The sequence below is a fragment of the Parasedimentitalea marina genome, from assembly GCF_004006175.1.
GTDB classification, from domain to species: Bacteria; Pseudomonadota; Alphaproteobacteria; order Rhodobacterales; family Rhodobacteraceae; genus Parasedimentitalea; species Parasedimentitalea marina.
The window spans coordinates 609,240-629,725 of sequence record NZ_CP033219.1; the positions used below are offsets into that span (position 1 = coordinate 609,240).

16 protein-coding genes and 1 pseudogene are annotated in these 20,486 nt (G+C 54.0%); 3 read left to right on the forward strand and 14 right to left on the reverse strand.

The window, feature by feature from the left end:
• Positions 1-8: 8 nt before the first annotated feature.
• Both EBB79_RS03050 and EBB79_RS03055 read right to left on the reverse strand, forming a co-directional pair.
• On the reverse strand, positions 9-281 hold the full coding sequence (locus EBB79_RS03050; protein ID WP_127747525.1) for a UxaA family hydrolase: 273 nt from the start codon (positions 279-281) through the stop codon (positions 9-11).
• Complete coding sequence (locus tag EBB79_RS03055) at positions 278-1,447, reverse strand: UxaA family hydrolase (protein ID WP_202977636.1); 1,170 nt, start codon at positions 1,445-1,447, stop codon at positions 278-280. The genes EBB79_RS03050 and EBB79_RS03055 overlap by 4 nt, the downstream gene beginning before the upstream one ends.
• Before the next feature lie 252 nt (positions 1,448-1,699).
• Between EBB79_RS03055 and EBB79_RS03060 the strand changes: the two genes are divergently transcribed.
• The 3 genes from EBB79_RS03060 (at position 1,700) to EBB79_RS03070 (ending at position 8,175) form a co-directional block, all read left to right on the forward strand.
• The gene (locus EBB79_RS03060) at positions 1,700-2,386 is read left to right on the forward strand and encodes a GntR family transcriptional regulator (protein WP_127747526.1); all 687 of its coding nucleotides are present in this window, start codon (positions 1,700-1,702) and stop codon (positions 2,384-2,386) included.
• 510 nt (positions 2,387-2,896) lie between these two features.
• Positions 2,897-7,762: a DUF4781 domain-containing protein gene (locus tag EBB79_RS03065; RefSeq protein ID WP_127747527.1), complete on the forward strand. Its 4,866-nt coding sequence runs from the start codon at positions 2,897-2,899 to the stop codon at positions 7,760-7,762.
• 14 nt (positions 7,763-7,776) lie between these two features.
• Positions 7,777-8,175: a hypothetical protein gene (locus tag EBB79_RS03070; protein WP_127747528.1), complete on the forward strand. Its 399-nt coding sequence runs from the start codon at positions 7,777-7,779 to the stop codon at positions 8,173-8,175.
• Positions 8,176-8,802: 627 nt separating this feature from the next.
• Here the strand turns inward: EBB79_RS03070 and EBB79_RS03075 are convergent.
• From EBB79_RS03075 to EBB79_RS03130, 12 genes and pseudogenes are all read right to left on the reverse strand, one after another.
• A complete protein-coding gene (locus EBB79_RS03075; RefSeq protein WP_127747529.1) occupies positions 8,803-10,281 on the reverse strand; it encodes a hypothetical protein in 1,479 nt (492 codons plus the stop codon).
• 206 nt (positions 10,282-10,487) lie between these two features.
• A pseudogene (locus EBB79_RS03080) lies at positions 10,488-10,696 on the reverse strand (transposase domain-containing protein); the annotation flags it as partial.
• A 122-nt stretch (positions 10,697-10,818) separates the two neighbouring features.
• On the reverse strand, positions 10,819-11,514 hold the full coding sequence (locus EBB79_RS03085) for an RraA family protein (RefSeq protein ID WP_127747530.1): 696 nt from the start codon (positions 11,512-11,514) through the stop codon (positions 10,819-10,821).
• Entirely contained in the window at positions 11,511-12,176 is a 666-nt protein-coding gene (locus EBB79_RS03090; protein ID WP_127750853.1) for an alpha/beta fold hydrolase, read from the reverse strand. The genes EBB79_RS03085 and EBB79_RS03090 overlap by 4 nt, the downstream gene beginning before the upstream one ends.
• 68 nt (positions 12,177-12,244) lie before the next feature.
• A complete protein-coding gene (locus tag EBB79_RS03095) occupies positions 12,245-13,456 on the reverse strand; it encodes a hypothetical protein (RefSeq protein WP_127747531.1) in 1,212 nt (403 codons plus the stop codon).
• 89 nt (positions 13,457-13,545) lie between these two features.
• On the reverse strand, positions 13,546-14,511 hold the full coding sequence (locus EBB79_RS03100) for a cupin domain-containing protein (RefSeq protein WP_127747532.1): 966 nt from the start codon (positions 14,509-14,511) through the stop codon (positions 13,546-13,548).
• A gap of 192 nt (positions 14,512-14,703) precedes the next feature.
• Complete coding sequence (locus EBB79_RS03105; RefSeq protein ID WP_127747533.1) at positions 14,704-15,678, reverse strand: nuclear transport factor 2 family protein; 975 nt, start codon at positions 15,676-15,678, stop codon at positions 14,704-14,706.
• Between the two features lie 5 nt (positions 15,679-15,683).
• On the reverse strand, positions 15,684-16,718 hold the full coding sequence (locus EBB79_RS03110; protein ID WP_202977637.1) for a LacI family DNA-binding transcriptional regulator: 1,035 nt from the start codon (positions 16,716-16,718) through the stop codon (positions 15,684-15,686).
• The gene (locus EBB79_RS03115) at positions 16,718-17,482 is read right to left on the reverse strand and encodes an SDR family NAD(P)-dependent oxidoreductase (protein ID WP_127747534.1); all 765 of its coding nucleotides are present in this window, start codon (positions 17,480-17,482) and stop codon (positions 16,718-16,720) included. The genes EBB79_RS03110 and EBB79_RS03115 overlap by 1 nt, the downstream gene beginning before the upstream one ends.
• Entirely contained in the window at positions 17,482-18,534 is a 1,053-nt protein-coding gene (locus EBB79_RS03120; RefSeq protein WP_127747535.1) for an ester cyclase, read from the reverse strand. The genes EBB79_RS03115 and EBB79_RS03120 overlap by 1 nt, the downstream gene beginning before the upstream one ends.
• The gene (gene hisD, locus EBB79_RS03125; RefSeq protein ID WP_127747536.1) at positions 18,531-19,862 is read right to left on the reverse strand and encodes a histidinol dehydrogenase; all 1,332 of its coding nucleotides are present in this window, start codon (positions 19,860-19,862) and stop codon (positions 18,531-18,533) included. The genes EBB79_RS03120 and hisD overlap by 4 nt, the downstream gene beginning before the upstream one ends.
• Positions 19,859-20,404 carry an ester cyclase gene (locus tag EBB79_RS03130; protein ID WP_127747537.1) on the reverse strand — a complete coding sequence of 182 codons (546 nt, stop codon included), beginning with the start codon at positions 20,402-20,404 and terminating at the stop codon, positions 19,859-19,861. The genes hisD and EBB79_RS03130 overlap by 4 nt, the downstream gene beginning before the upstream one ends.
• Between the last annotated feature and the right edge of the window lie 82 nt (positions 20,405-20,486).

Genomic DNA, 20,486 nt, shown 5'->3' on the forward strand with positions numbered 1-20,486 from the left:
CGCGCCGATCATGCGCGCTTGCTTTCAAGGTTATGCACATGAACCCATGCGCCGCGTTTGATTGCCCTCGTTGCTCGACCGATAACATAGCCATCCCGTACGACATCGGTGCCGGATGCGATATCAATAAGCGCGACCTTGTGAAAACAACGAATGTTTTCAAGAGCCTCGACGGAATCTTCCGACTGATGCCCGCTAACGGAAAGACAATCATTCTTGATGACCGCTTCAAGAACATTGGCAACATTGTCGTTGGCTTGCAGTTGAACACAGGGTTTCACAGTGAGGCTCCAAATCTGGAGATCGTTTCAGAGCCCTCGGCAAGGATTTCACCAAATGTAAGGCTTCCCGAGGCGACGTCTGCGACATGCTCGGCCAGTCTCGCAGTTGCTTCGTCCCACGGCCCACCAGACAAAAGACGACTACAGTCGAAATCTATTTGTTGGGGGAGGGCTTGTGATGTGAACTTGTTGGCAGACACCTTGATGGTCGGCGCCAATGCGCTGACATAACTGTTTCCCAGCCCTGTGCTGAAGATCATCAACTGCGCGCCTGCTGCAACAAATCCCGTCAGAGATTCCGGCGAATACGAAGGTGCATCCATTAGGTAAAGCCCGCGCCCCGATGGTCGTTCGGCATACTTTAAGACACCGGATATTTGTTGGGTCCCGGTCTTGGCAGATGAACCGCTTGCCTTTTCCTCAATCGTTGTGAGGCCGCTCTCTATGTTTGCGTGATTGGGGTTGTTTCCCGTCAAATTGATGCCGGCGTCTTGTGCAATACGCTCGCGGCGTAAGACGGCTTGGCGAATGTCTTCGGCGATCTTTGGCGTCCTGGCACGGGCAGCCAACCGATCTTCAACGCCAAGCCATTCCAGTGTCTCCCCGACGATGACTGTTCCGCCTGCCGCGACCATCTGATCGGAAAACCGCCCCATTAGCGGGTTCGCGCCAAGCCCTGAGGTTGGATCGGAAAGACCGCATTCCAGACCAATAACCAAGTCTGACAGAGGCTGGGACGTAGGGCGGTGACGTGACATGTCTCGGCTCAGCACCGCGCCAGCTCGAATACCCTGATCGGTCATGCGCAGCGTATCGTGACCAACATCATCATATGCGATCGCGTGAAATGGTTTTCCGCTTTTTGCAAGTGAGTTGCTGATGATATCGCAGCGTGGCCGATCTGCGCTCAGGATAAGCACAGCCCCTGCGTTGGGGTGGTTTGCCAGACCGAGAATTGAATCAACATGCACCTGTGCATCCTCACCCAGCATGCCACCGCCAAACGGTGTTGAGGCAAATAAGGAACCTGGCAGAGCAGCATGAATTCGCCGGGCGGTCAGCTCGCTCAGACCCGTTGTATTCAAAATCAACAACCTGTTGCGAATGCCAGCTGAACCTGTTGCGCGCGCATAACCCTGAAATGTTCGTTCCGAAATGTTGATCACATGCGCCCCTTGAACAGATCGTGCCTCTTGCTTACTACATAGGGTGCTCAGGTGGGGAACCAGAAAGAATCTTAACTGAGCGCTCAGTTGGAATTTGTGTTAGACTACAGCCGGGGCTCAACGTGTCAACATACTATTATTGGAAAATTGAAGTAGCGCATATTGACGTATCAGCGGTAGACAGCTCTGGCATATAACGGGCAACGAGGCGTCTGCCACAGGTCAAGAAAGTAAAGGGGTAATTGTCGGAAAATGGATGTGAGAAAAAGCCAACATACACAAGAAGACGCATACAACACTTTGCGTGAAGAAGCTTATCGACAATTCATGAATGCGATGCTGGACCGAAAATTTCGCCCGGGCCGCATGCTCAGCCAACGTGAGCTGGCCAAGTGGACAGGAAGCTCTTTGGCCTCGATGCGCGAAGCCCTGAAACGGCTCGAAGGCGAAGGTGTTGTGAAGCTCATCCCTCAACGCGGAGTGCTCATTACCGAGGTGACTCGAAAAGATATCGCTGATGCCTATGACTTCAGAATTCTGATCGAAACGCATGCAATTCGACACTATGTTGCCAATTGTGACCCAGCCGAAGTAGAGCGCATACGTGCGCAAACCAAAGAAATTCTGGCCGCGATTCCCGACGAAAAAGGGATCGAGCATTTCAACAGATGTCTGGAAATCGATCGCGAACTTCACCGACAAATTGTAGCAGCTCTTGATAACTCGGCCATGAGCGATACGCATCAGAAAATCGAAACGACGATGATGCTGGCACGCTTGAACTTACCTGCAAAACTTAACGCTGGCACCGCTGCTTTCGAGGAACATCTTGATCTATTGAACGCGATAAATAGCGGCGATCCGGAAGACGCCGCCGCATCACTTCGCAATCACCTAATAAAGGCAAGAGAGCGCGCGATGGAGTTTGCCGAGTTGTGAATGTTGCAGCCATCGGCTGTCCAGACATTCTTTGGAACTTTTTTGCTCGTCGGCCGAGACAATGACACTGTCTCGGCTCCGTGAGAAGCCGCTGAGTGTAAGGCCGCCGATGTGGTGTTTGTGCGTCGGCAGAGTTTTTGGAACCAATGGCAGCCTAAACTCAGAGAGTGTTTGGGTCACTTGGTTGCTGTGATTCTGCGGTGTGGTTGCACTGATGTAAGAGTTTGATTTTGCCCTGAATTTACGGATGTTACGGGGCATTGTACGCCGATGGTTTGCAGATTTGGATGACAGTAGAAATTACCTGCTTTAAATCGGCATTGAACTTTCTGAAACAGGCCTCTGAAGTCGGTCAGCCGATATTTGATGCCAGGAGAATTTGTTACAATAAATCAACTGTGCAGCGGATCGAAGCCTACGACACCCCGTTGGTGGCAGCAAACTGGAAATTGAGGTCGTTTTCAAGTACTCTTTGAGCACAGTTTGTTCCGTAAAAAACGGAGAGTGCAATTGTCGGGACTTAAAGTTGAAGGCGAAGAGCTTAAGAAACTAATTTTACTCGGCAAGAAAGGGCCCCTTCCATTTGGCTTTAGCCCAGGAGCCAAGGACGCGGACCACACGATTGCCATTCACCGGACAAAGAAACCCTCTCTGTTAGGCAAGGCAGCGAAAGCTGAGGGATCGGGGAATAAGTTTGCTTTTGGAACGTTTCAAGTCGACGGTAAGATCATCACGCTGACTTGCGAAAAAGAGCTTCCGGCGATCGCCAAGAAGTTAAAAAAATACCTCAAGCTCCAGAAAATTTCACTCAATGTCATTGTATTGGATACCAATGGTGACGAACTCAGCCGGGATGTTGAGGAGCCCACAGAACCTCCTGTGCCCGGTAATGTTAGCAGTGACCAAGCCAAACCCATTGAAGAACCTGCAAGAAGTGACCCTGATCCGCAGGAAGAGGTCGAAGAAGAAGATATTGTCAGCGAAAAAACTGCTGGCGACGCTCTCAAGAAATTTATCAAGCTTGGAAAAAAGGGCCCCCTACCTTTTGGCTACAATCCGGGGAAGCAAGACGATGACCATGCCATTGTCATTCACCGCAAGAAGAAACCCGCCTTGTTGGGAAAGGCCGCAAAAAAACTGGGTGAGGGCAGCAAGGTCGCATTTGGCACCTTCACCGTTAGCGGCAAGGTGATCACCTTGACGTGTGAACGTGTGCTTCCAGCCATGGCGAAGAAGCTCAAGAAATATCTGGTGACCCAAAAAATCCATATGAACGTTGTCATTCTGGATGCCACGGGTGCGGAAATTGACAGCGATGTTGGTGGCCTTCCTGATGATGAACAGTTGAGCGATAAGGCACCTGAGGGCGCGGTTCAAAACGCTCGGAGGATGTTGGAATCCTTTGTTATTCCCAAATCACTCTCTGACGAAGAGGCACAAAAGTTATCAGCCGTTCTCACCAAGTTACGGGCTATGCTGGAGGCTGATGCTTCACAAAAAACAGTTCATCAAATTATCTCTGCAACACATGTAATTCTTGAAAAATCTGCAAGCTTGATTGGTAAACTTCCCGCAGGACAACCGGGTGATGACCCTGCGGATAATCTAAAACGAAACAATGCCCAAAAGGCAGATTTAAAGGCGCTTTTGGATGCGGTCCAGCTGCCCAGCGATGGGGCATCGGACAAAGCTAAAAGCGTCAGGGCCGCCATCGCGATGCTGCATGCCAAAATTGATGGGGCAAAACCCGATGCAGATTTGGGGGAAATTGCTGCTGCCACAAGCCTTGTTATCGGCAAGGTCGCAACGATTAACGCAGCGGCCCCAACAAAGGCAGGTGCCAATCCGCCCCCCAAATCAACCAAAGCGCCAAAAGGCAGCGACCCAGAGCCAAAAACCATCGATTTCGAAGACGGCGATACGGTGGATGGGCTGAATGCAAAGGTATTGTTAAAGAAATACTCCGACGTGTTCACAGCGCTGAAACCGTCTTTCCTGCCGGGTGAGAAAAAGGCGATCAAGAAGCTGCATTTGAAGTTTTCGCTGGCCTTGAAGAATGGCTACTTAGATTTGGCCGATTCCATTTTGCATGCCTTTCAAGAGCGCGCGAAGGGAAATTTGATACCGTTAGCACAGCTGAAAATGCCGGATATCACAGACCCGGAACACCGGGCCCTTATGGGCGCCGCTATGGCGATACAGCCCGAAGAGGTTGAGAAGCTCGAAACCTGGATTGAAGCCAATTATATGGCAGAAAAGACGGAACTGAATGTTGGTATTACCACTGGCGTTTCGATGACCGACGAACAGGGTGGGGAGCGCCTTGCAGAAGCGCTCAAGGGTAAAAGTGCTCTTGGGGAATTAACCGAAGACCAGATGCAGTATCTGGCCGCGCGAGTTGTGCGTAAATGGATACACTCCCCGGATACCGGCGAAGACGGTGCCAAGGAAAATATCGCGGAATGGACCGCCGAGATGGTCAAAGACCCCAAATTGTCTCGCAAGATGGCGATCCTGCTATGGCAGACTTACCAGGCCAATAACCAGTTCGACGAAGGTCCCAATAAGGAAGGGTTTGAAAAGCGCGATCTGTCTCTGTTCATGCTTGAAAATGCTATCGACCTTGCCCCAGAGGGAATGACCAAGGAACTGGCAATTCATATCGGCGGTAAGGGGGTTGCGGAATGGGCCACGGGCTGGCGCAAGAAAAAACCCTTTAGAGGGCGGCCGATGGCGCGCGAGGACATTGACGAGCCCTATTTCGATAAGATTTCATTGGAACGTCGATATACGTTGATGGATCAGGTCGCAGAAGGGGCATTGTCCACCGAGGAAACTGATCAGTTTGTTTCATTCATGTTTGGCGCAACTTCTGAGTATGAACTTGAAGATAACAAGGCTGCCCAAAAAAGCTGGGCGAAATTGCTTGCCTCGACTGTTGGGCGCAGCAATTGTCTGGTCGAGAAATCGACGAAGGAGCTCGAAGCTACTTTAGGCGAAGTTCTAAAAACCGAGGGTGGCCAGAACTTATTGTTCCGGCACAATGTCGACGCGCCAATGCGCAATTGGGCATTAAGCCAACTGGCCCCCTCCAATGATCCGCTGCACAAACCCTTGGACCCGAGCAAGCTTGCTGAAGGTTGGGAAAGTGATGTCGTGGGCAAGGCATTTGCCAAAGAAAGTCTGGATCAAGCGGAAAAGCAGTTTCCAACACCAATCAGCTTTTCAGTGAAGGACAATAAAGAGGCCTTGGCCAATACGTTTGGTCAGGCTTTTGGGATGCCCGGTACCGTTGCCTTAGATCCGAACGAAACGCCAAAGCAGATGCAGGCGCGACTGGATGCGGGCTTTGATCATGCTTACTACGATACCGAAAAGGCGCCGATGAAGGCTTTCTTCAAGTATTTGGAGGAGGAAAAGATCGATCCGGCGGGAATTACACCGATCCCGATTACTTTTATGAGCAACGAACTGGGAACCGCCGTTTTCAAGGTGATGCGCCTTGAAACTGCAAAGGGACCGATTTTTTTCGACCACAGGAACAACACCTTCGATTCCGTCAAAGAATGGGAGGAAGACAACAAGCTGCCGCCCGGCAAGATGACCTATCCTGAAGATCTTATGTTAGGTAATCCGGCGAAATCGAAAACCACGCCTGCCGATTCAACCGAGGCCTGGATCTGGGACAAACTGGATATGGCTGCGATGATCGCAGGTACCATTGCCGGGATTGTTGTCCTGGTTGGGTCGGGTGGCCTTGCGGCGCCCTTGGTTGCGGGGGCTGCTGCGGCCTACGGTGGTGTGCGAGCAGGCATGGCACTGGATGAAAAATCCGATCTTGGCCATGACATTTCCGATCTGGGGGATCCGGAAATTCGTGCTTTGTGGCTTGAAGCAGGGTCAAGCGTTCTGAGCATCGGTGCAATTGGCGGCGGCATCCGGGCCGCGCGACTGATAAAACAAGGCGGCAAGATGAGCCGTGCGGGTGCCAATATTGTGGCTGGCATGACCCATACCGGCAATTTGGTTGATGCGGTGGCTATGGGCGATACCGTCAATACACTGTCCAACAATTGGGACAAGATGACGCCCGAGCAAAAATCTCAGGCTCTTTTGTCGTTGTCGTTCCAATTTGGCATGAATGCGGCATCGAACAAGGCCAACGGCGGCCGATTCAGCGACAATTTCAACTTTAAAAAAACCCGGAACCAATTGGAGTTCGGAACCCCGTTCGATGTGGTTAAAAACCCCAAGCTCAAACCCGGTGAAGTCGCTGTCACATACGACAAGCCAACGGCTGAAAACCCATACCCCAGCAAGTTCAAGATCACCTACAACGGAGACAAACCACCCAGCCGCGCGATGATTGACTTGCACAGTCAGGCCGCTAGCGCGATGGAGGCCTCGGTGGGACTGCAAAAACGCTATAAGTCCATGGTCGCAGATGGGCAGGAACCCAAGGCAGGCACTGCGGCATGGGAAGCGAAGTTTGAGCTCACCAAAATCTCAGCCGAGGCGGAACTGGTTTTAAAGCGCCTATCAAGCGGCGATTTGTCCCCCGAAGAAACCGGCAGGCTAAAAGCGCGGATGGACGAACTGAATGCCGCCCTGATTGAAGAGCGTGGACGGCTGGATGCTTGGGAAAAAGACAAAAGCATAACAACCCCTGGAAAAGGCAAAGTGGCGGCTCCAGTAACTGGAGAAACGCAACGAGATGCGCTGAAATGGCCTGACGCGCCTGACGATCATATTTGGGTGGCTGGGCCCGGTGAGCGCCCGTATTTGAGGCGAAAGGACGGCAGCGGCGTACGCATGTTCTATGACGAGTCAAAAAAGGCGTTTGTCAAACATTCAGAACGACCAGACGCAGATATGCGGGTGGTTGGGTCCGGCGACAACGAGATGACATTTCTGGTTCGCGGTGACGGAAAAACCGCCGAGACCCATGCAACCCTGCGCAAGTATCACGTCGGAGCCGAACGATCGTCTCAAGAACTGTCCGCACAAAACAGAGTAGGAAAACAGGGGCATGATACCGACGAAGGTGGTCATATGGTCGGCCACAGGTTTGGATTGGATCACGGCGCAGACAACATGTTCCCGCAAGACGCCAATTTCAACAAAGGCGCATACAAGGCCATGGAGAATGAATTTGCGGCCTGGATAGACGCAGGTTGCGAGGTTCAGTTAAGCGTGACACTCAGTAAGTATTCTGGGGATCGGCCTCAAACAGTTACAGTACGGTACAAAGTAGTCGATAAGACTACCGGCAAAGTTGTGCACGCACCACAAAAAAGATTTGCCAATGACGGCAATCAAACCTTTAAGCGACTTGACCGGGCGGAGATTGCCGCCAAGGTCGCGGCAGCAAATTAGACAGGGTAACGACGATGGCAAACTCAACTCAATCTGCATTGGTCTTCGAAATCGGAGAAATGATAGTAGAAGATCCATCGGTCGACGCCCAACCTTGGGAGGCCATTTCATTGGTCGCCACCTACGAGGATGATGGTGAGGAACTGTTAGGGTATCGGTATTTGGGCGGTGGAGGCTACGAGGCAGTGGCCCCGCAAAACTTTGACGATCTCATGGATAAGCTGTTGGAACTGCGTCAAGTGATGAGTGAAGAAGTCGAAGGGCTTTGGGTGCAGTGCCTGTTGCAAGTCAGCAAACCAAACTACGATTTTCGTGTGCAATATGAATATGATGATGTGCAACGTTGGGCCCCCAAAAGTATGAGTTCCACAATGGCGGATTTTGCTGAAACACTGCGGCCGACAATCCCGTAGTCTTGTACTGCAGTTCCTTTGCTGTGGCACATTAACGGCGCCCTTCCCACGAAATTGAATGCTTTTGATCCGTAGAATCAAAATCTGTGATGTCTTTTGTCTTCGATGTTACCACCCTCCGATCACTTGCGGTCCTTCCTGCAGCAACAGACTTTTGGGTCACACTGGGGTCGCAAAGTCACCATAATCGAACGTTTCAACCTTAGACGAGATGAGACGGTTTGGCGTGGTTGTTTGCTTTGCAGTCAGTGACTTATGGTGCAGTTTGAGACAGGTTGAGATGATCTGTTTAGCTAGTAAGGTATTCCCGAAACCGTCATTTAGGAAGCGACGCAATCGTATCATCGTCTCGCGCTGTCGACGTTCCGCGGTGAGCCATTGCGGTCAATACTGCCACAAGCACATTTCGGCGTGAAAGCTGGCAAGCCAAGTTTCGCTGCAATTGCGTACCTAAGAACAGAGTTCTAAGAAGCGAATTTTCGATACAGGTGCGGGCTAAAAGGAGTGTCCTTGGAATCCGTGTCTGACATGGACGTAAGAAGACCGACCTAATTAGACCGTTGCAGGTTACTCATCGTCAGACTGCCACGCTGAGACGATCACTCGAAATGCTGTAAGCGTTGTCCATCAATATTGTAGGAACTTACCACTTACAAAACCGACCTGTCCATTTTCGGTTTCCACTTCATACCAGAAGCGGTTCGCGTCATAGCATTGGGATATTTCTTCAAAATCATATTGTTCAGAAATGAGTGAAGTTAGGCCGAAAGCGCTATATTCACACAGGGTTTCACATCGCTCGCCCGCTTGGGTGTTCCATAAGTGAACCTGACCATTTATCGGTTTTACGATTCCTCCAAGTTCTACTTGGCCTATGGCAGCCGCTTCCAAACCTGGTTGAGAGCGAAGATTTGTAAACGAGCTAACTCCTCTGACTCGCGCTGACATCCCGAGATTGTTGCACCGTCGGCGCAGTGATTTGACCGGCGATGAGACTACCTTTGCGAGCGCACGGCCTTTCCTTTGCACCTCCCGTGCGGCATTTTGCACCGAACTCAGCGGGGTTGATGGTTCAAAGATTACGTTCATTTCAAAACGGGGGGCGATGCTTTGCAAAGGCGATGCCCAGCGTTCAATATTTGGGTCAGCCGCTGCGATACTGCGGCAGTCACCGTTGCCGACAAAACGTTCATCACTTGGGAAAGAGCCGCATACCTCTAATATAGGTGCTTCTTCACCTGTTACTCGCACAAGGCATTCGTTGCCGCTGCTTTCGGTCAGAAAGTTACCAAGAACAGCAAAGACGATTTCATTATTATTTCGGGTCAGAATATCGACATGGCGATCTGCATCTATTTCGTTCATCAGCACTTCTGAGTACCGTGATTGCCACTCACCTAGATTGTCGCAGGCATGGATTGCTGAGCGTTTGTCAATTGCGTCCGGCCAGCGCACCCCATCGATTCCAATGTTCCAGCGGCCAGCCTTTCCAATTGTATCAATGTAGAAAAAATCACTGCCACGGTGGGCATACATTGACTGGATCAGATCCGATGGGATCATCGTTTCCCGGTAAGATCCAAAATTTGCCAAAACGATAAATTGCAGCGATGCTTCAATGGCTAAGTCAAAGGCTTCTCCTAAGAGAGCTGAATCATTTCTGTCTGCCACAGAAGATACCAGTTCGGGTCGATGGAAACCCAGAACTGAGGACGTGTGCATCCGTCGGTCTGCGTTATGACCGTCACCTGGGGCGTGGTCTCCGTATGTGTTGCCCATCATAAACGCGATAGCGCAGGAAGACAGGCACTCCGCCTCTGCTTCCAATCGCGTGGGGATGCCTCGATCATAAAGTAACTGCCCGATGCGCAGGCCCTCAGTAATCGACCCTCCAGGGCTGTCGAGGCAAAGTTTTTGGCCGTGGATACCGCCTTCCAAGGCTCCATTCTCGTCAAATACCTTGCGGAGGGTATCAGCGTCTCCTTTGAGGATCTGGCCAGAAAAGCGGGTTTGGCAAAGATCATCTCGTCCGACGTCAACCGTGCCCGCCCAAAGAGGAGATCCGAATAGGAGCCCGATGGTGGCGAGAGAAATGGCGCTTTTCATCACAATTTATCCTTCCGGGCGGCTCAAGACACTTCCGGTAAGAAGGATGCCTTTCGCTTAGCGGTTTCGTCCAGCAAAAAGTAGAAAGTTGGCTGCGATATCGTTTTATGGGGGACCAAGCCAACACTATGTATAGCGGGGCTTGAAATCCTGTGCTTTCAGCGCGTGCCAGAACGTCACTGATATTCACACCATCGTAAGCGGTATCAGGCCTGCTTGCCAAAGTTCCAGGGCATGAGTTCTTCGATGCGCGTGTTTGGATGGCCAGCTGCGATAGCTTCGATTGTGCCTTGAGATAAGCGTATGGCTCGGTGCCATTTAACTTGTGGGTCTCGATGAGAGACACAATGCGGGCCCAGGTTCTGCCACGTTCGTTATGGCCCGCAAACAGCGCGTTTTTCCTTTTGAAGTCAATCGCCACGTTCTGATACTCACCCGCTAATTCAAAGACCGACGTCCAACACAGATTGGCAAGCAGGCTCTCATTCTCAAACTTTGCTACAGAACGCCCATCACGATAGCGAATAGGTTAATTTGTCAGGTTCTTGATTTCTCAAATTCTGACCAAGCGGTTTCAAACGCGGCGAAATCAAAACCGTCCTTCACCGCAGCATCCAGAACGATGCGCTCGGTCTGAAGTAATTTGCGGATTGCGGCCTCCAGATCTTCGATGATCTCAGCCGGAATGACCAAGGCACCGTGACGGTCGGCGTGGATCAAATCTCCGGGACTTATATTCAGACCGAAAACTAACACCGGAGTGTCGATCTCTTTGACGTGGACAAAGCCGTGGCTGGGGCCAATGGATCCGGCAACAACCGGGAACCTGTCGGGCAGATCGCCTAAGTCTCGCATGACGCCATTGGTCAGTGCACCGGACATTCCAAGGCCTTTGTGTATTGTGGTGTTGATCTCTCCCCAATAGGCGCCAATGCAATTGGGGTAGTCGGTGTCTTCAATCACAGCAACCGAAGGGGTAGGGCCTTGCGCCATGTATTTGTAGTAGGACATCCGTCGTTCACGGATCACATCGGGTGCTTCGGTTGGCGGTGACACAGCCGCGATTTTGGCAGTGCGTGCATAGCCGACAATGGCGGGTTCATCTGGGGCAGAGCAGAGCATGGTGCCGCGGGTGAAGGCATCAAATCCGCGTTTGCCTTGGGCGACTTCGATGGCGTTGCAGACCGTCGGCGTGTCGACGCTGCGCAGGAGTTCTAGCAGAGAAGGTGTCATGTGTCCTCGAGCCAGCGGATCAGGGCCGCCGTTGTGATTTCGGGTTGTTCAAGAGTGGGCAGGTGGCCTGCTCCGTCAATGATTTGAAGTCGACTGTTGGGCAGTAGTTCGTGCATCAATTCATGGCGCTCAACTGGGCATAGCCTGTCTTCTTCCCCACACAGGACAAGAGCGGAACCATCGAACTGGCGCAGGGTTTCACACTGGTCCGGGCGGTCACGTAAAGCAATGGATTGATTCACAAAAACCTCTGGTCCCAGATCTGTGGCCATTGTCATGCAAAGGTCCAGGATCGCGCCCATGTTGGGACCATCGGCCAAATAATTTGGTTTCATTTCATCGCGCATGATACGGCTTAATTCACCTTTTTTGGCGGCCTCAATCTGGGGTGCGCGGCGTTCCTGAACTTCGGGCAATTCGGCACGCGGGTTGGTGTCGAGCAGGGCAACCCGATCCACCCTGTCCGGCGCCTGGCGCAGGATTTCCATTGCCAGAATGCCACCCATGGAAAGGCCGGCAAGGGCAAAGCGTGGTGGCGCGTAGTTCAGGATTTCTGCAGCCAGGGCCTGCATGCTATCGTGGCCGCCGATTGGAGCTGTGACCAAAGGAAGGCGCCCGGAAAGCGCGTTGATTTGTGGCTGGAAAAGCCGGGCATCACACATCATTCCGGGCAGCAAGAGGAGAGGGAGCCTCTGTTGAAAGTTCAATTTGATATCCTCTTTGTCATCGGTCACAGGTGGTCAGCCTGGGTCATCTGGCGCGCTGTTAGCCAGCCGTCCAGACGCCACAACCCCCAGGCAAGTGGAATGGCGGCCAGTCCACCAATCACATAGGCGAGCGGTTCGTCATGGAAACTTTCCAGGGCCTGTGTGTAGGCGTGGATGCAGGCAAAGGTGACAGCCGTGTTAAACAAGCCGCGCTGGTTCGAATGGGCGAACCAACCGATTGATCCAGCCAACCCGATCGCCCACAAAACGGAATATAAATTGGCCGAGATGAACATCGCGGTTTCGCGAAATGCATCGCGGGCCTCGTACCAACTGCTGTAAGCGATGCTATCCCAGTCTTCGTATCTGCTGGCTCCCCACAGTGTTTCACCCAAATAATCGCCCCACAGGCTGCCAACCAGCGCACAAAGATTGGCAACAATGAAGGCCATCACTGCCAGGGTCATTGCATGTCTGGACACATGAGTGGATTGAGTGCGCGCTATAAACAGCAGTGCAAGTACAAGCAGCAGCATCTGCAAAATGGACAGTGTCGATTCTGGCGAATAGAACACATATGCCGCATGGAAGTAGAAGGTGCTGGTGTCCAGTGCCTGCGCAAACGGCACAATGGCCAATGCTGTTACCAGGCGGACATCAATGAACCAGCCTGCGCCCGCGATCGCCAATGTTGCATAGAGATAGAATAGGGAAATCATGGCTCCGTCAATTTCGGCTTGGTTCAGTAAAAAGCCAAGACCGATCAAGTGAAGCGCCAGCCCCATCAGCAGGATTGAACCGGCAACAAAGCGCCCGGTTGTCTTTCGTTTGTTCAGGACAAACACACATAGGGCGGCCACCAGTGCCCCAGTTGGTGCCATAATCCAGCCGGCAATGTCTGAATACTTGTCGATCAGTTCTATGCCGGCGCCACCAATCAACATCCCCGCCCCAATCAGGGCCGAGGCATTGCCAAAAAAGGTGAAGTCAGAATGGTCTGCCCGCAAGATCAGTATGCCGACCCCAAGAAACAGCATGCCAACGATGGCGACGGACAGCGCAGATGCCAGCCAGAAGATAAAACCACCCGTCGCAGATAATATGCCAAAGCAGAGAATGGCGTTGATGGCCAGTGCGACCATCAATTTGCGTGATCGGAACTCGATTTCCGCCTGCGCGGTCTGGGGAATGATGGCGTCTGCCACCAGTTCGTCGGTATTAGCTAGAACAATCATCGTCACCTCCATGAACGTCGTTCACAGATGTGATCGCACAAATATGAACGTCGTTCAAGAAAATTCTTCCGAGATTGCCTTGCATCACCTTAGGCGGTCCAGGTTGCGCCAGCGGGATCATCTGTCGAGGTGATCCGGTACAGGCTCGATTCCCCGGTCATCGACGGCGCTAGGGCATAAGATTCACCGGGATTGATCAAGCAGGTGTCGCCGGGGTTGATGACGCTTTCACCACCGTTCCAACGCAGTTTCCAATGGCCGCGCATCGGCATCAGCACAGTGTGTTGATCCGAGGTGATCATTTCATCCGCGATAGAGCCACGGGTCAGGAAATCGATCTCGAAACCGGGGCGGTCTTTGAGCAGGGCGTCGGGGCCGATTACCTTGGCGGGTTTCTTGCCTGCCAGCGCCATCAAATCCCAATACCGGGCGACATATCCGGGAATGACATCTTCAGCAGGGACCTCGGGAATGTCTTTCAGTTGCTCTTCGGTCAACAGGGGCATCGGGTTGACGTTGTGGGGCAGGGTGTCGCCCTTTTTGCTATCGTAGAGTACGCCATTTTCGCCAAGGATCAGCCCATGTGCCTGCGCATCTTCGATCACTTGGGGGGCCCAGGTTACGCCGCCGCCAGCATCATCGCCGCCCAGAACAGCCATGATCATACCGTAGTCGGTGCCGATGTTCTCAAACCCGCGGAAGATGCCGGTTGGGATGTTGAAGATATCACCTTCTTCGGCAACGAACTCGCCAGCGGTGCCATAACGGCCCCAGAAAAACCGCCAACGGCCCTTGAGCACAAAGAACACCTCGGCGGTGGTGTGCGTGTGCAGGCTGTTGCGGCATTTTGGGGGCTGGCCAGCAGCGCCGATGTTGAAGCCGACCTTGTCGGACAGGTGCACGTGCTGGTCTGGGCTCTCAGAAACGCCGCCACCGATGATGGTGAAGTTTTCCTTTTGATCGCTGCCCGGTGTATGGGCATCGATAAAGGCGGTTTTGCAGGGCTGAAGGTCACCGTAACGAACGATGCGGTCGGTGATGGATGATGCTGACATAACAGGTGTCCTAAATGGGGTTTCAATCTGAATGGGCCAGAGCCTGGCCCGCTTGGATCAGATTGCCTGCCCGGGCGGTCGCAGGTTCAGTCGCTGCGCGCGCAGACTTTGCCGGTGCACGTGATACCGCCGCAAAGCCACGCTTTGGTGCAGGCCAGTGGCCAAGGTCTGATATGACCGGGCAGGGTTCAATTATAGATTCCCAGATTGCAGCAGCAGTTGCTTCCAGACTGAGGTTTCATCGAAGATGGTGAATTCACGTCGTAGACCCCACGGGCCGAACTCGGCGTGGGAAATGCCCAAAACATAGACGTCAGCGCCGGTTGGTGTGCCAAAGACGCCCCAGCCATCGTGTTTGCCGTGTATTGACCAACGGATCGCGGCGCGTGGCGGCATCAGTGGATCATCGCGGCCGATCTGGTGTTCGATCTTGAACTTGGCATTCGGGAAAGAGGCGCGCAGGCCCATCCAGAAGCCATCAACCGAGGCAAAGGAGTGACCAGTGACGCCGCCGGGGTATTCGGTTTGAACGGCGCGGTCGTATTCCTGCTCAACAACGCCAAAGTCAGCATTCATGATGCGGGTCAGAATATCGGCGTATTTCTGGCCCCATTCATTGTCGTTGCCGTGCCCCTTGTAGGGCCCTTCCATATCATTGGCGGGGGTTAGGGGCTGCACGCAGTTTTCCGGGCCGCCTTCGCTGGCGATCAGGTTGGCGGCGTATTCCTGTGGGTCCCAACCCATTTGGCGCACGATCGCGCCCTGATCGCGGATCAGCCATTCGTCATCAATCGCATTATTCTTTGCGTGGCAGTCGGCCATGATCCGGTAGACCAGCTTTTTGCCCGTGGCCTTGCCATAGACACCGTCACCAAGGTGGGTGGCAGTGGACAGCAAGCGGTGCGAGCTGAGCATGCCTTCTTCGGGAGTGCCGGACCAGATCACGTCCTCGCCCAGCAGGGTGCGGTCGGGGAATTCGGCCAGGGTGGCCATAGTGGCGCCGATCACATTCTGGTTGCCGGTGACAACCGACGCAGGGGATCGCACAACAATTTCATCACTATAGTAGTGATGCAGCGTGGCGATGCCGCGGTCTTCCCAGATTTCCTTGGTGATGCCGATGATGTAATCGGGGAAATCCTTGAATTTGGGATCGAAGCCTTGCATGGGTCTTATCCTTTGGGTGTCCAGCCTTCGGGCAATCGTGCCGAACCGCGCAGAATGAACGGTCCGTCGATGGCCACGCGTTTGGGGCTGGCGGTCGTGGGGTTATTGATGTGCTCCATCAGAGCGGAGACGGTTTCAGCAACCATCAGATTGGCGCGTTGGCGCATGGTGGTTAGGTTGTAAGCGGGCCAGCTGGCGGGGGGCACGTCGTCATAGCCCACAACCGATACATCCTCGGGGATGCGCAGGCCAAGTTCGAAGCGAATGACATCCATCACGGTTAGCGCCATGTGGTCATTGGCGACAAAGACCGCGTCGGGTCGCTGGTCGGCGGACACGTCAAACATTCTGCGCCCGGCATCACGGGCGCGTTCGGTGTGGAAATCACCGACCTCACGGGCAAAGAGTTCGACACCGGCCTCTTTCAGGGCTTCGCGAAATCCAGCCTCGCGGTCGCGCTGGGTCGATGCGCCTTCCCAGCCAGCGATGTAGCCGATGCGCTGGTGGTCTCCGGCAATCAGGAACTCGGCCACCTGCCGCCCACCAGCGTGGTTGTCGGATGTGACCGACGAGATGCCTTCGATATCTTGTGACCGGTTGAACAGGACAATCGGAACTCCGGCCTGTTGGCATCGGGTCGCAATATCTGACGACATCGCAACCGATGCCATGACGATGCCATCAACCTGATAATCCAGGATTTCATCCATCACTTTGTCGATATTGCCTGCTGTTTGCGAGGCCATGAAGACAAGCACGTGGTAGCCCTGTTCCTGTAGAGTGTTGGAGAAAATTTCAAGCGCTTCGGGGTAGAAGTGGTTTTCCAGATAGGCAACCACCAGTCCGATGATACGGCTTTTACCCGACACCATAGCGCGCGCCAGAACATTGGGGCGATAGCCCAGCTCTTCGGCGGCTTTGCGCACTTTGTCGGCGGTCTTTTTCGACACCGATGCACCGGGGGTGAAGACACGGCTGACAGCAGACTGGCTGACGCCGGCCTTTTCGGCAACCTGAAGGGAAGTGACTTTCTCGGCCATCAGTCTGCTGTCCAACCCCCATCGATCATCAGGGCGGTGCCTGTCACCATGGCCGAGGCGTCGGAAGCGAGGTATTGCACTGCGCCCATGATGTCTTCGACCTCGCCCACGCGGTCCAGTTTGATCTTATCCATGATCCAGGCGGCGCGTTCGGGGTTGTCGAACGTGGATTGGGTCAGGGGCGTACGGATGAAAGTGGGGCAGATGGTGTTGATGCGAATGCTCTGTTTTCCCCATTCAACCGCCATGGATTTCACCATGCCCTCTAGCCCGTGTTTTGTGGCGCAATATACCGCACGATCAACGCCGCCGACATGGCCCATCTGGCTGGAGATATGGATGATGGACCCGGGTTTGCCTGCCTTGACCATGGATTTGGCAGCATAAGACGATAAGAAATAGGCCGACCGCAGGTTAACGCTGACCACGGCGTCAAAGTCCTCGGGTGTTGTTTCGGTGGCAGGACCATGGCGGGCCAGCCCGGCAGAGTTGACCACGATGTCAAAATTCCCGGCTTCCATGATTTCTTGCAAAGCAGGAAGGTCATTTTGATCCAGCTGCAGGGCTTCGGCGCTCCAGCCTTTGGCCTGCATTGCTGCAACCGTATCGGCCAGACGATCTGCCCCGCGTGCTGCACAGACCACATGGGCACCGGCGTCGGCCAGCGCTACGGCACAGCCCTGACCGATGCCAGAGGAGGCTCCGGTCACAAGGGCGGTTTTGCCACTAAGGGTCAGTGAAGGGGGGCGGGGCAGGTCAGTCATCAGCTCATTCCATCCGGGATATCAATGCGCCCTATGTTGCGGGCTTTGTTGAACTCCCGCAAGCGGGCAAAGACATCAACGCCCAGCTGGCGATAGGCGTCTAGAATGTCGACAAGTACCCAGTTTTCCCGGATTTTTCCGTTTTCCAGCCGCCAGAAATCGAGCGAGCGCATGGTGATCTTCTTGCCCGCAGGCGCAATCCCCAGCCAGCCGTCATGGGTCACGGTCTGGACCATGTTTGGCCAGCCAGTGACGGCGGCATATTCACCGTCGCCAAAGAAGTGATAAGTGATTTCATCCAGATACTGACCCCGATCCGGCATGCCGCCCAGAAACGGGATCTGGTGCCAATTGCGAAAGCCTGCAAACCCGCGCCCGGTACCAATGCCAGATGGGCCGTACCAGTTCATGCGCTGGTGCCAGAACCGATCCATCTCCATCACTTCCGGGCCACCTTCGCTGGGGTGCTTTTTCAAATGTTCCAACATGTCGATGATATGCTGACAGGTGGCTTTGCCTTTTTCGGCGTCATAAGGACCGGGCACAAACCCGTCCTGCGTTGCCGGTCCGGGCACATGCCATTCGTGCCCCAAGCTGGGTGACATCGGCCAGGCATTGGCCTGCATCATGACTTCGGGGATGTCCCAAAGGGCCTGAAACTCGACAACCTGACCATCAACAACACGAAAGAACTCATGAAAGCGCATCACCACCTGATGACCGCTGGGCGGGATGTCCAGCCAAGGGCCGGTGAAGACACCGGTATAATAACCGCCGCATCCAACCCAGTCGTTGCCGTGCTCGTCTGGTCCTGCCATGACAATGTAATCGCGGCGTTCCAGATCGGGCCAGGCGGTTTTCAGATCCGCATAAGCGGTGTCGTAGAACGCGTCGCTTCCGGTGCTGTCGCCAAAGGGGTGGCAGTGGTGAAACACCGCGTCCGGTGCCGAGATCTCGTTGAGAGCAGCGCGCACGGCTGTTTCGTCAAAGTCATACATCGCCGCACGAAGGGGGGCGATCAGGGCCTTGTTTTCTGTGTGGACGTCGCTCATTCTGCGGGCTCGCGGTAGGCGGCGGCTTCACCGTAGGGAACGTTGATGCCACCGTAACGACGAACCCGGACGTTGCACTGTTCAGCGTGGCCGACAAAACCTTCGAGCATGCACAGGCGCGAGCCGTATTCACCGATCAAGGTTGCGGCCTCATCGGTGGTGACTTTTTGATAGCTGTGGGTTTTCAGATATTTGCCGACCCAGAGGCCACCGGTATAACGGCCCGCCTTTTTGGTGGGCAGGGTGTGATTGGTGCCGATGACCTTGTCACCGTTGGACACATTTGTACGAGGACCAAGGAACAGTGCGCCATAGCAGGTCATGTTTTCCAGGAACCAATCATCGCGATCTGTCATCACCTGCACGTGCTCGGATGCGATATCATCGGCCACCTGCAGCATTTCGTCATAAGTATCGCAGACAATGACTTCGCCGTAGGTTTCCCAACTGACCTTGGCGGTGCCAGCGGTGGGCAGGATGCCAAGAATGCGGTCAACTTCGGCCAGGGTGTCGTCGGCCAGTTTGCGGCTGTTGGTCAACAACACGCAGGGGCTGTTATAGCCATGTTCGGCCTGGCCCAGCAGGTCGGTTGCACAGAGTTCAGCATCTGCAGCCGATTCATCGGCAATCACCATGGTCTCTGTCGGGCCTGCAAACAGGTCGATGCCGACGCGACCAAACAGCTGGCGCTTGGCTTCGGCAACAAAGGCGTTGCCGGGACCGACCAGCATATGGACGGGATCAATGGTTTCAGTACCAAGCGCCATGGCACCAATGGCCTGAATGCCACCCATCACATAGATCTCATGTGCGCCGCCCAGGTGCATGGCGGCAATCACCGCAGCATTGGGCTTGCCATTGAAGGGCGGGGTGCAGGCGATGATACGTGGTACACCCGCGACCGAGGCTGTGGCGACAGACATATGCGCCGAGGCGACCATCGGGAATTTACCGCCGGGAATGTAGCAACCCGCGGATTGCACTGGGATATTTTTATGACCCAGAATCACGCCCGGCATGGTTTCCACTTCGATGTCCAGCATCGAATCCCGCTGTGCCTGCGCAAAATTGCGCACTTGTGCTTGGGCAAACTTGATGTCGGCCAGTTCGCGATCTGTGAGCGAGGCAATCAGCTCGTCAATCTCGGCTTGGCTCAGCCGGAACGAGGCAGGTGAATAATTGTCAAACTTCTCGGACAGGTCGCGAACCGCCGCATCGCCACGGGTCTCGATGTCCTTCAGCGTTGCTTCGACCACCGCGCGGGTTTTGGCGTCATCTTCAGCCCGGTCTGCTTCGGGTTTGCCGCGTTTTAGATATTCGATGGTCATGTGACTTGTCCTTGGTTGGTCGGGCGCGGAGCAGTTTTCTCTCCACGATCAAATGCTTCCCAGCCCTGGCCGTTGAAAAGATCAACGCCAAGCTGGGCGGCGACATGGGCAAAATCCACGTTCACCCAATTGTCGACGATCTTGCCGTCGACGACTTTCCAGAAATCCATGTAACGGATCTCCACCCGCTTGCCGGTGGGCGCTATGCCGAGAAATTCGCCTGTGTGGGTGGCTTCCTGACGGCCAAAGGCAGCAGCCCATTCGCCCATATACATCCGGGCCTCATCAATGCAGGTCTTGTCGGAAAACGCCGCCTGAAATGGGCGTTGCCAGTTGTCCTGAAATTCCTGCAGGCCAGTTTTGGTGCCGCAGCCCTGGTTGCCCATCCAACGAAACCCATCTGAGAAGAACTCGCCGATGTCGTTGATGCGGTGGTCGTTTAATCCGTCCACCATGTTTTCGATAACCGCGCGGGTGGCGTCGGTTTGGCTAAGGTCTGTGTCGCGGGTCAGGACCGCTTGTTCGGGGCGAGAACCTTTCATGAGGTTTTCCTTTTTCAAGATACCAAGGGGATTTCTGGGCAAACGGGGAGAATTAGTCGGCTGTCAGAAAGTCCCTTGGCAT

Bases quoted from the DNA above. Each gene is read 5' to 3' on its own strand.
- EBB79_RS03060 (WP_127747526.1), top strand. From the start codon at position 1,700: ATGGATGTGAGAAAAAGCCAACATACACAAGAAGACGCATACAACACT.
- EBB79_RS03070 (WP_127747528.1), top strand. From the start codon at position 7,777: ATGGCAAACTCAACTCAATCTGCATTGGTCTTCGAAATCGGAGAAATG.
- EBB79_RS03075 (WP_127747529.1), bottom strand. From the start codon at position 10,281: ATGAAAAGCGCCATTTCTCTCGCCACCATCGGGCTCCTATTCGGATCT.
- EBB79_RS03085 (WP_127747530.1), bottom strand. From the start codon at position 11,514: ATGACACCTTCTCTGCTAGAACTCCTGCGCAGCGTCGACACGCCGACG.
- EBB79_RS03090 (WP_127750853.1), bottom strand. From the start codon at position 12,176: ATGTGTGATGCCCGGCTTTTCCAGCCACAAATCAACGCGCTTTCCGGG.
- EBB79_RS03095 (WP_127747531.1), bottom strand. From the start codon at position 13,456: ATGATTGTTCTAGCTAATACCGACGAACTGGTGGCAGACGCCATCATT.
- EBB79_RS03100 (WP_127747532.1), bottom strand. From the start codon at position 14,511: ATGTCAGCATCATCCATCACCGACCGCATCGTTCGTTACGGTGACCTT.
- EBB79_RS03105 (WP_127747533.1), bottom strand. From the start codon at position 15,678: ATGCAAGGCTTCGATCCCAAATTCAAGGATTTCCCCGATTACATCATC.
- EBB79_RS03110 (WP_202977637.1), bottom strand. From the start codon at position 16,718: ATGGCCGAGAAAGTCACTTCCCTTCAGGTTGCCGAAAAGGCCGGCGTC.
- EBB79_RS03115 (WP_127747534.1), bottom strand. From the start codon at position 17,482: ATGACTGACCTGCCCCGCCCCCCTTCACTGACCCTTAGTGGCAAAACC.
- EBB79_RS03120 (WP_127747535.1), bottom strand. From the start codon at position 18,534: ATGAGCGACGTCCACACAGAAAACAAGGCCCTGATCGCCCCCCTTCGT.
- hisD (WP_127747536.1), bottom strand. From the start codon at position 19,862: ATGACCATCGAATATCTAAAACGCGGCAAACCCGAAGCAGACCGGGCT.
- EBB79_RS03130 (WP_127747537.1), bottom strand. From the start codon at position 20,404: ATGAAAGGTTCTCGCCCCGAACAAGCGGTCCTGACCCGCGACACAGAC.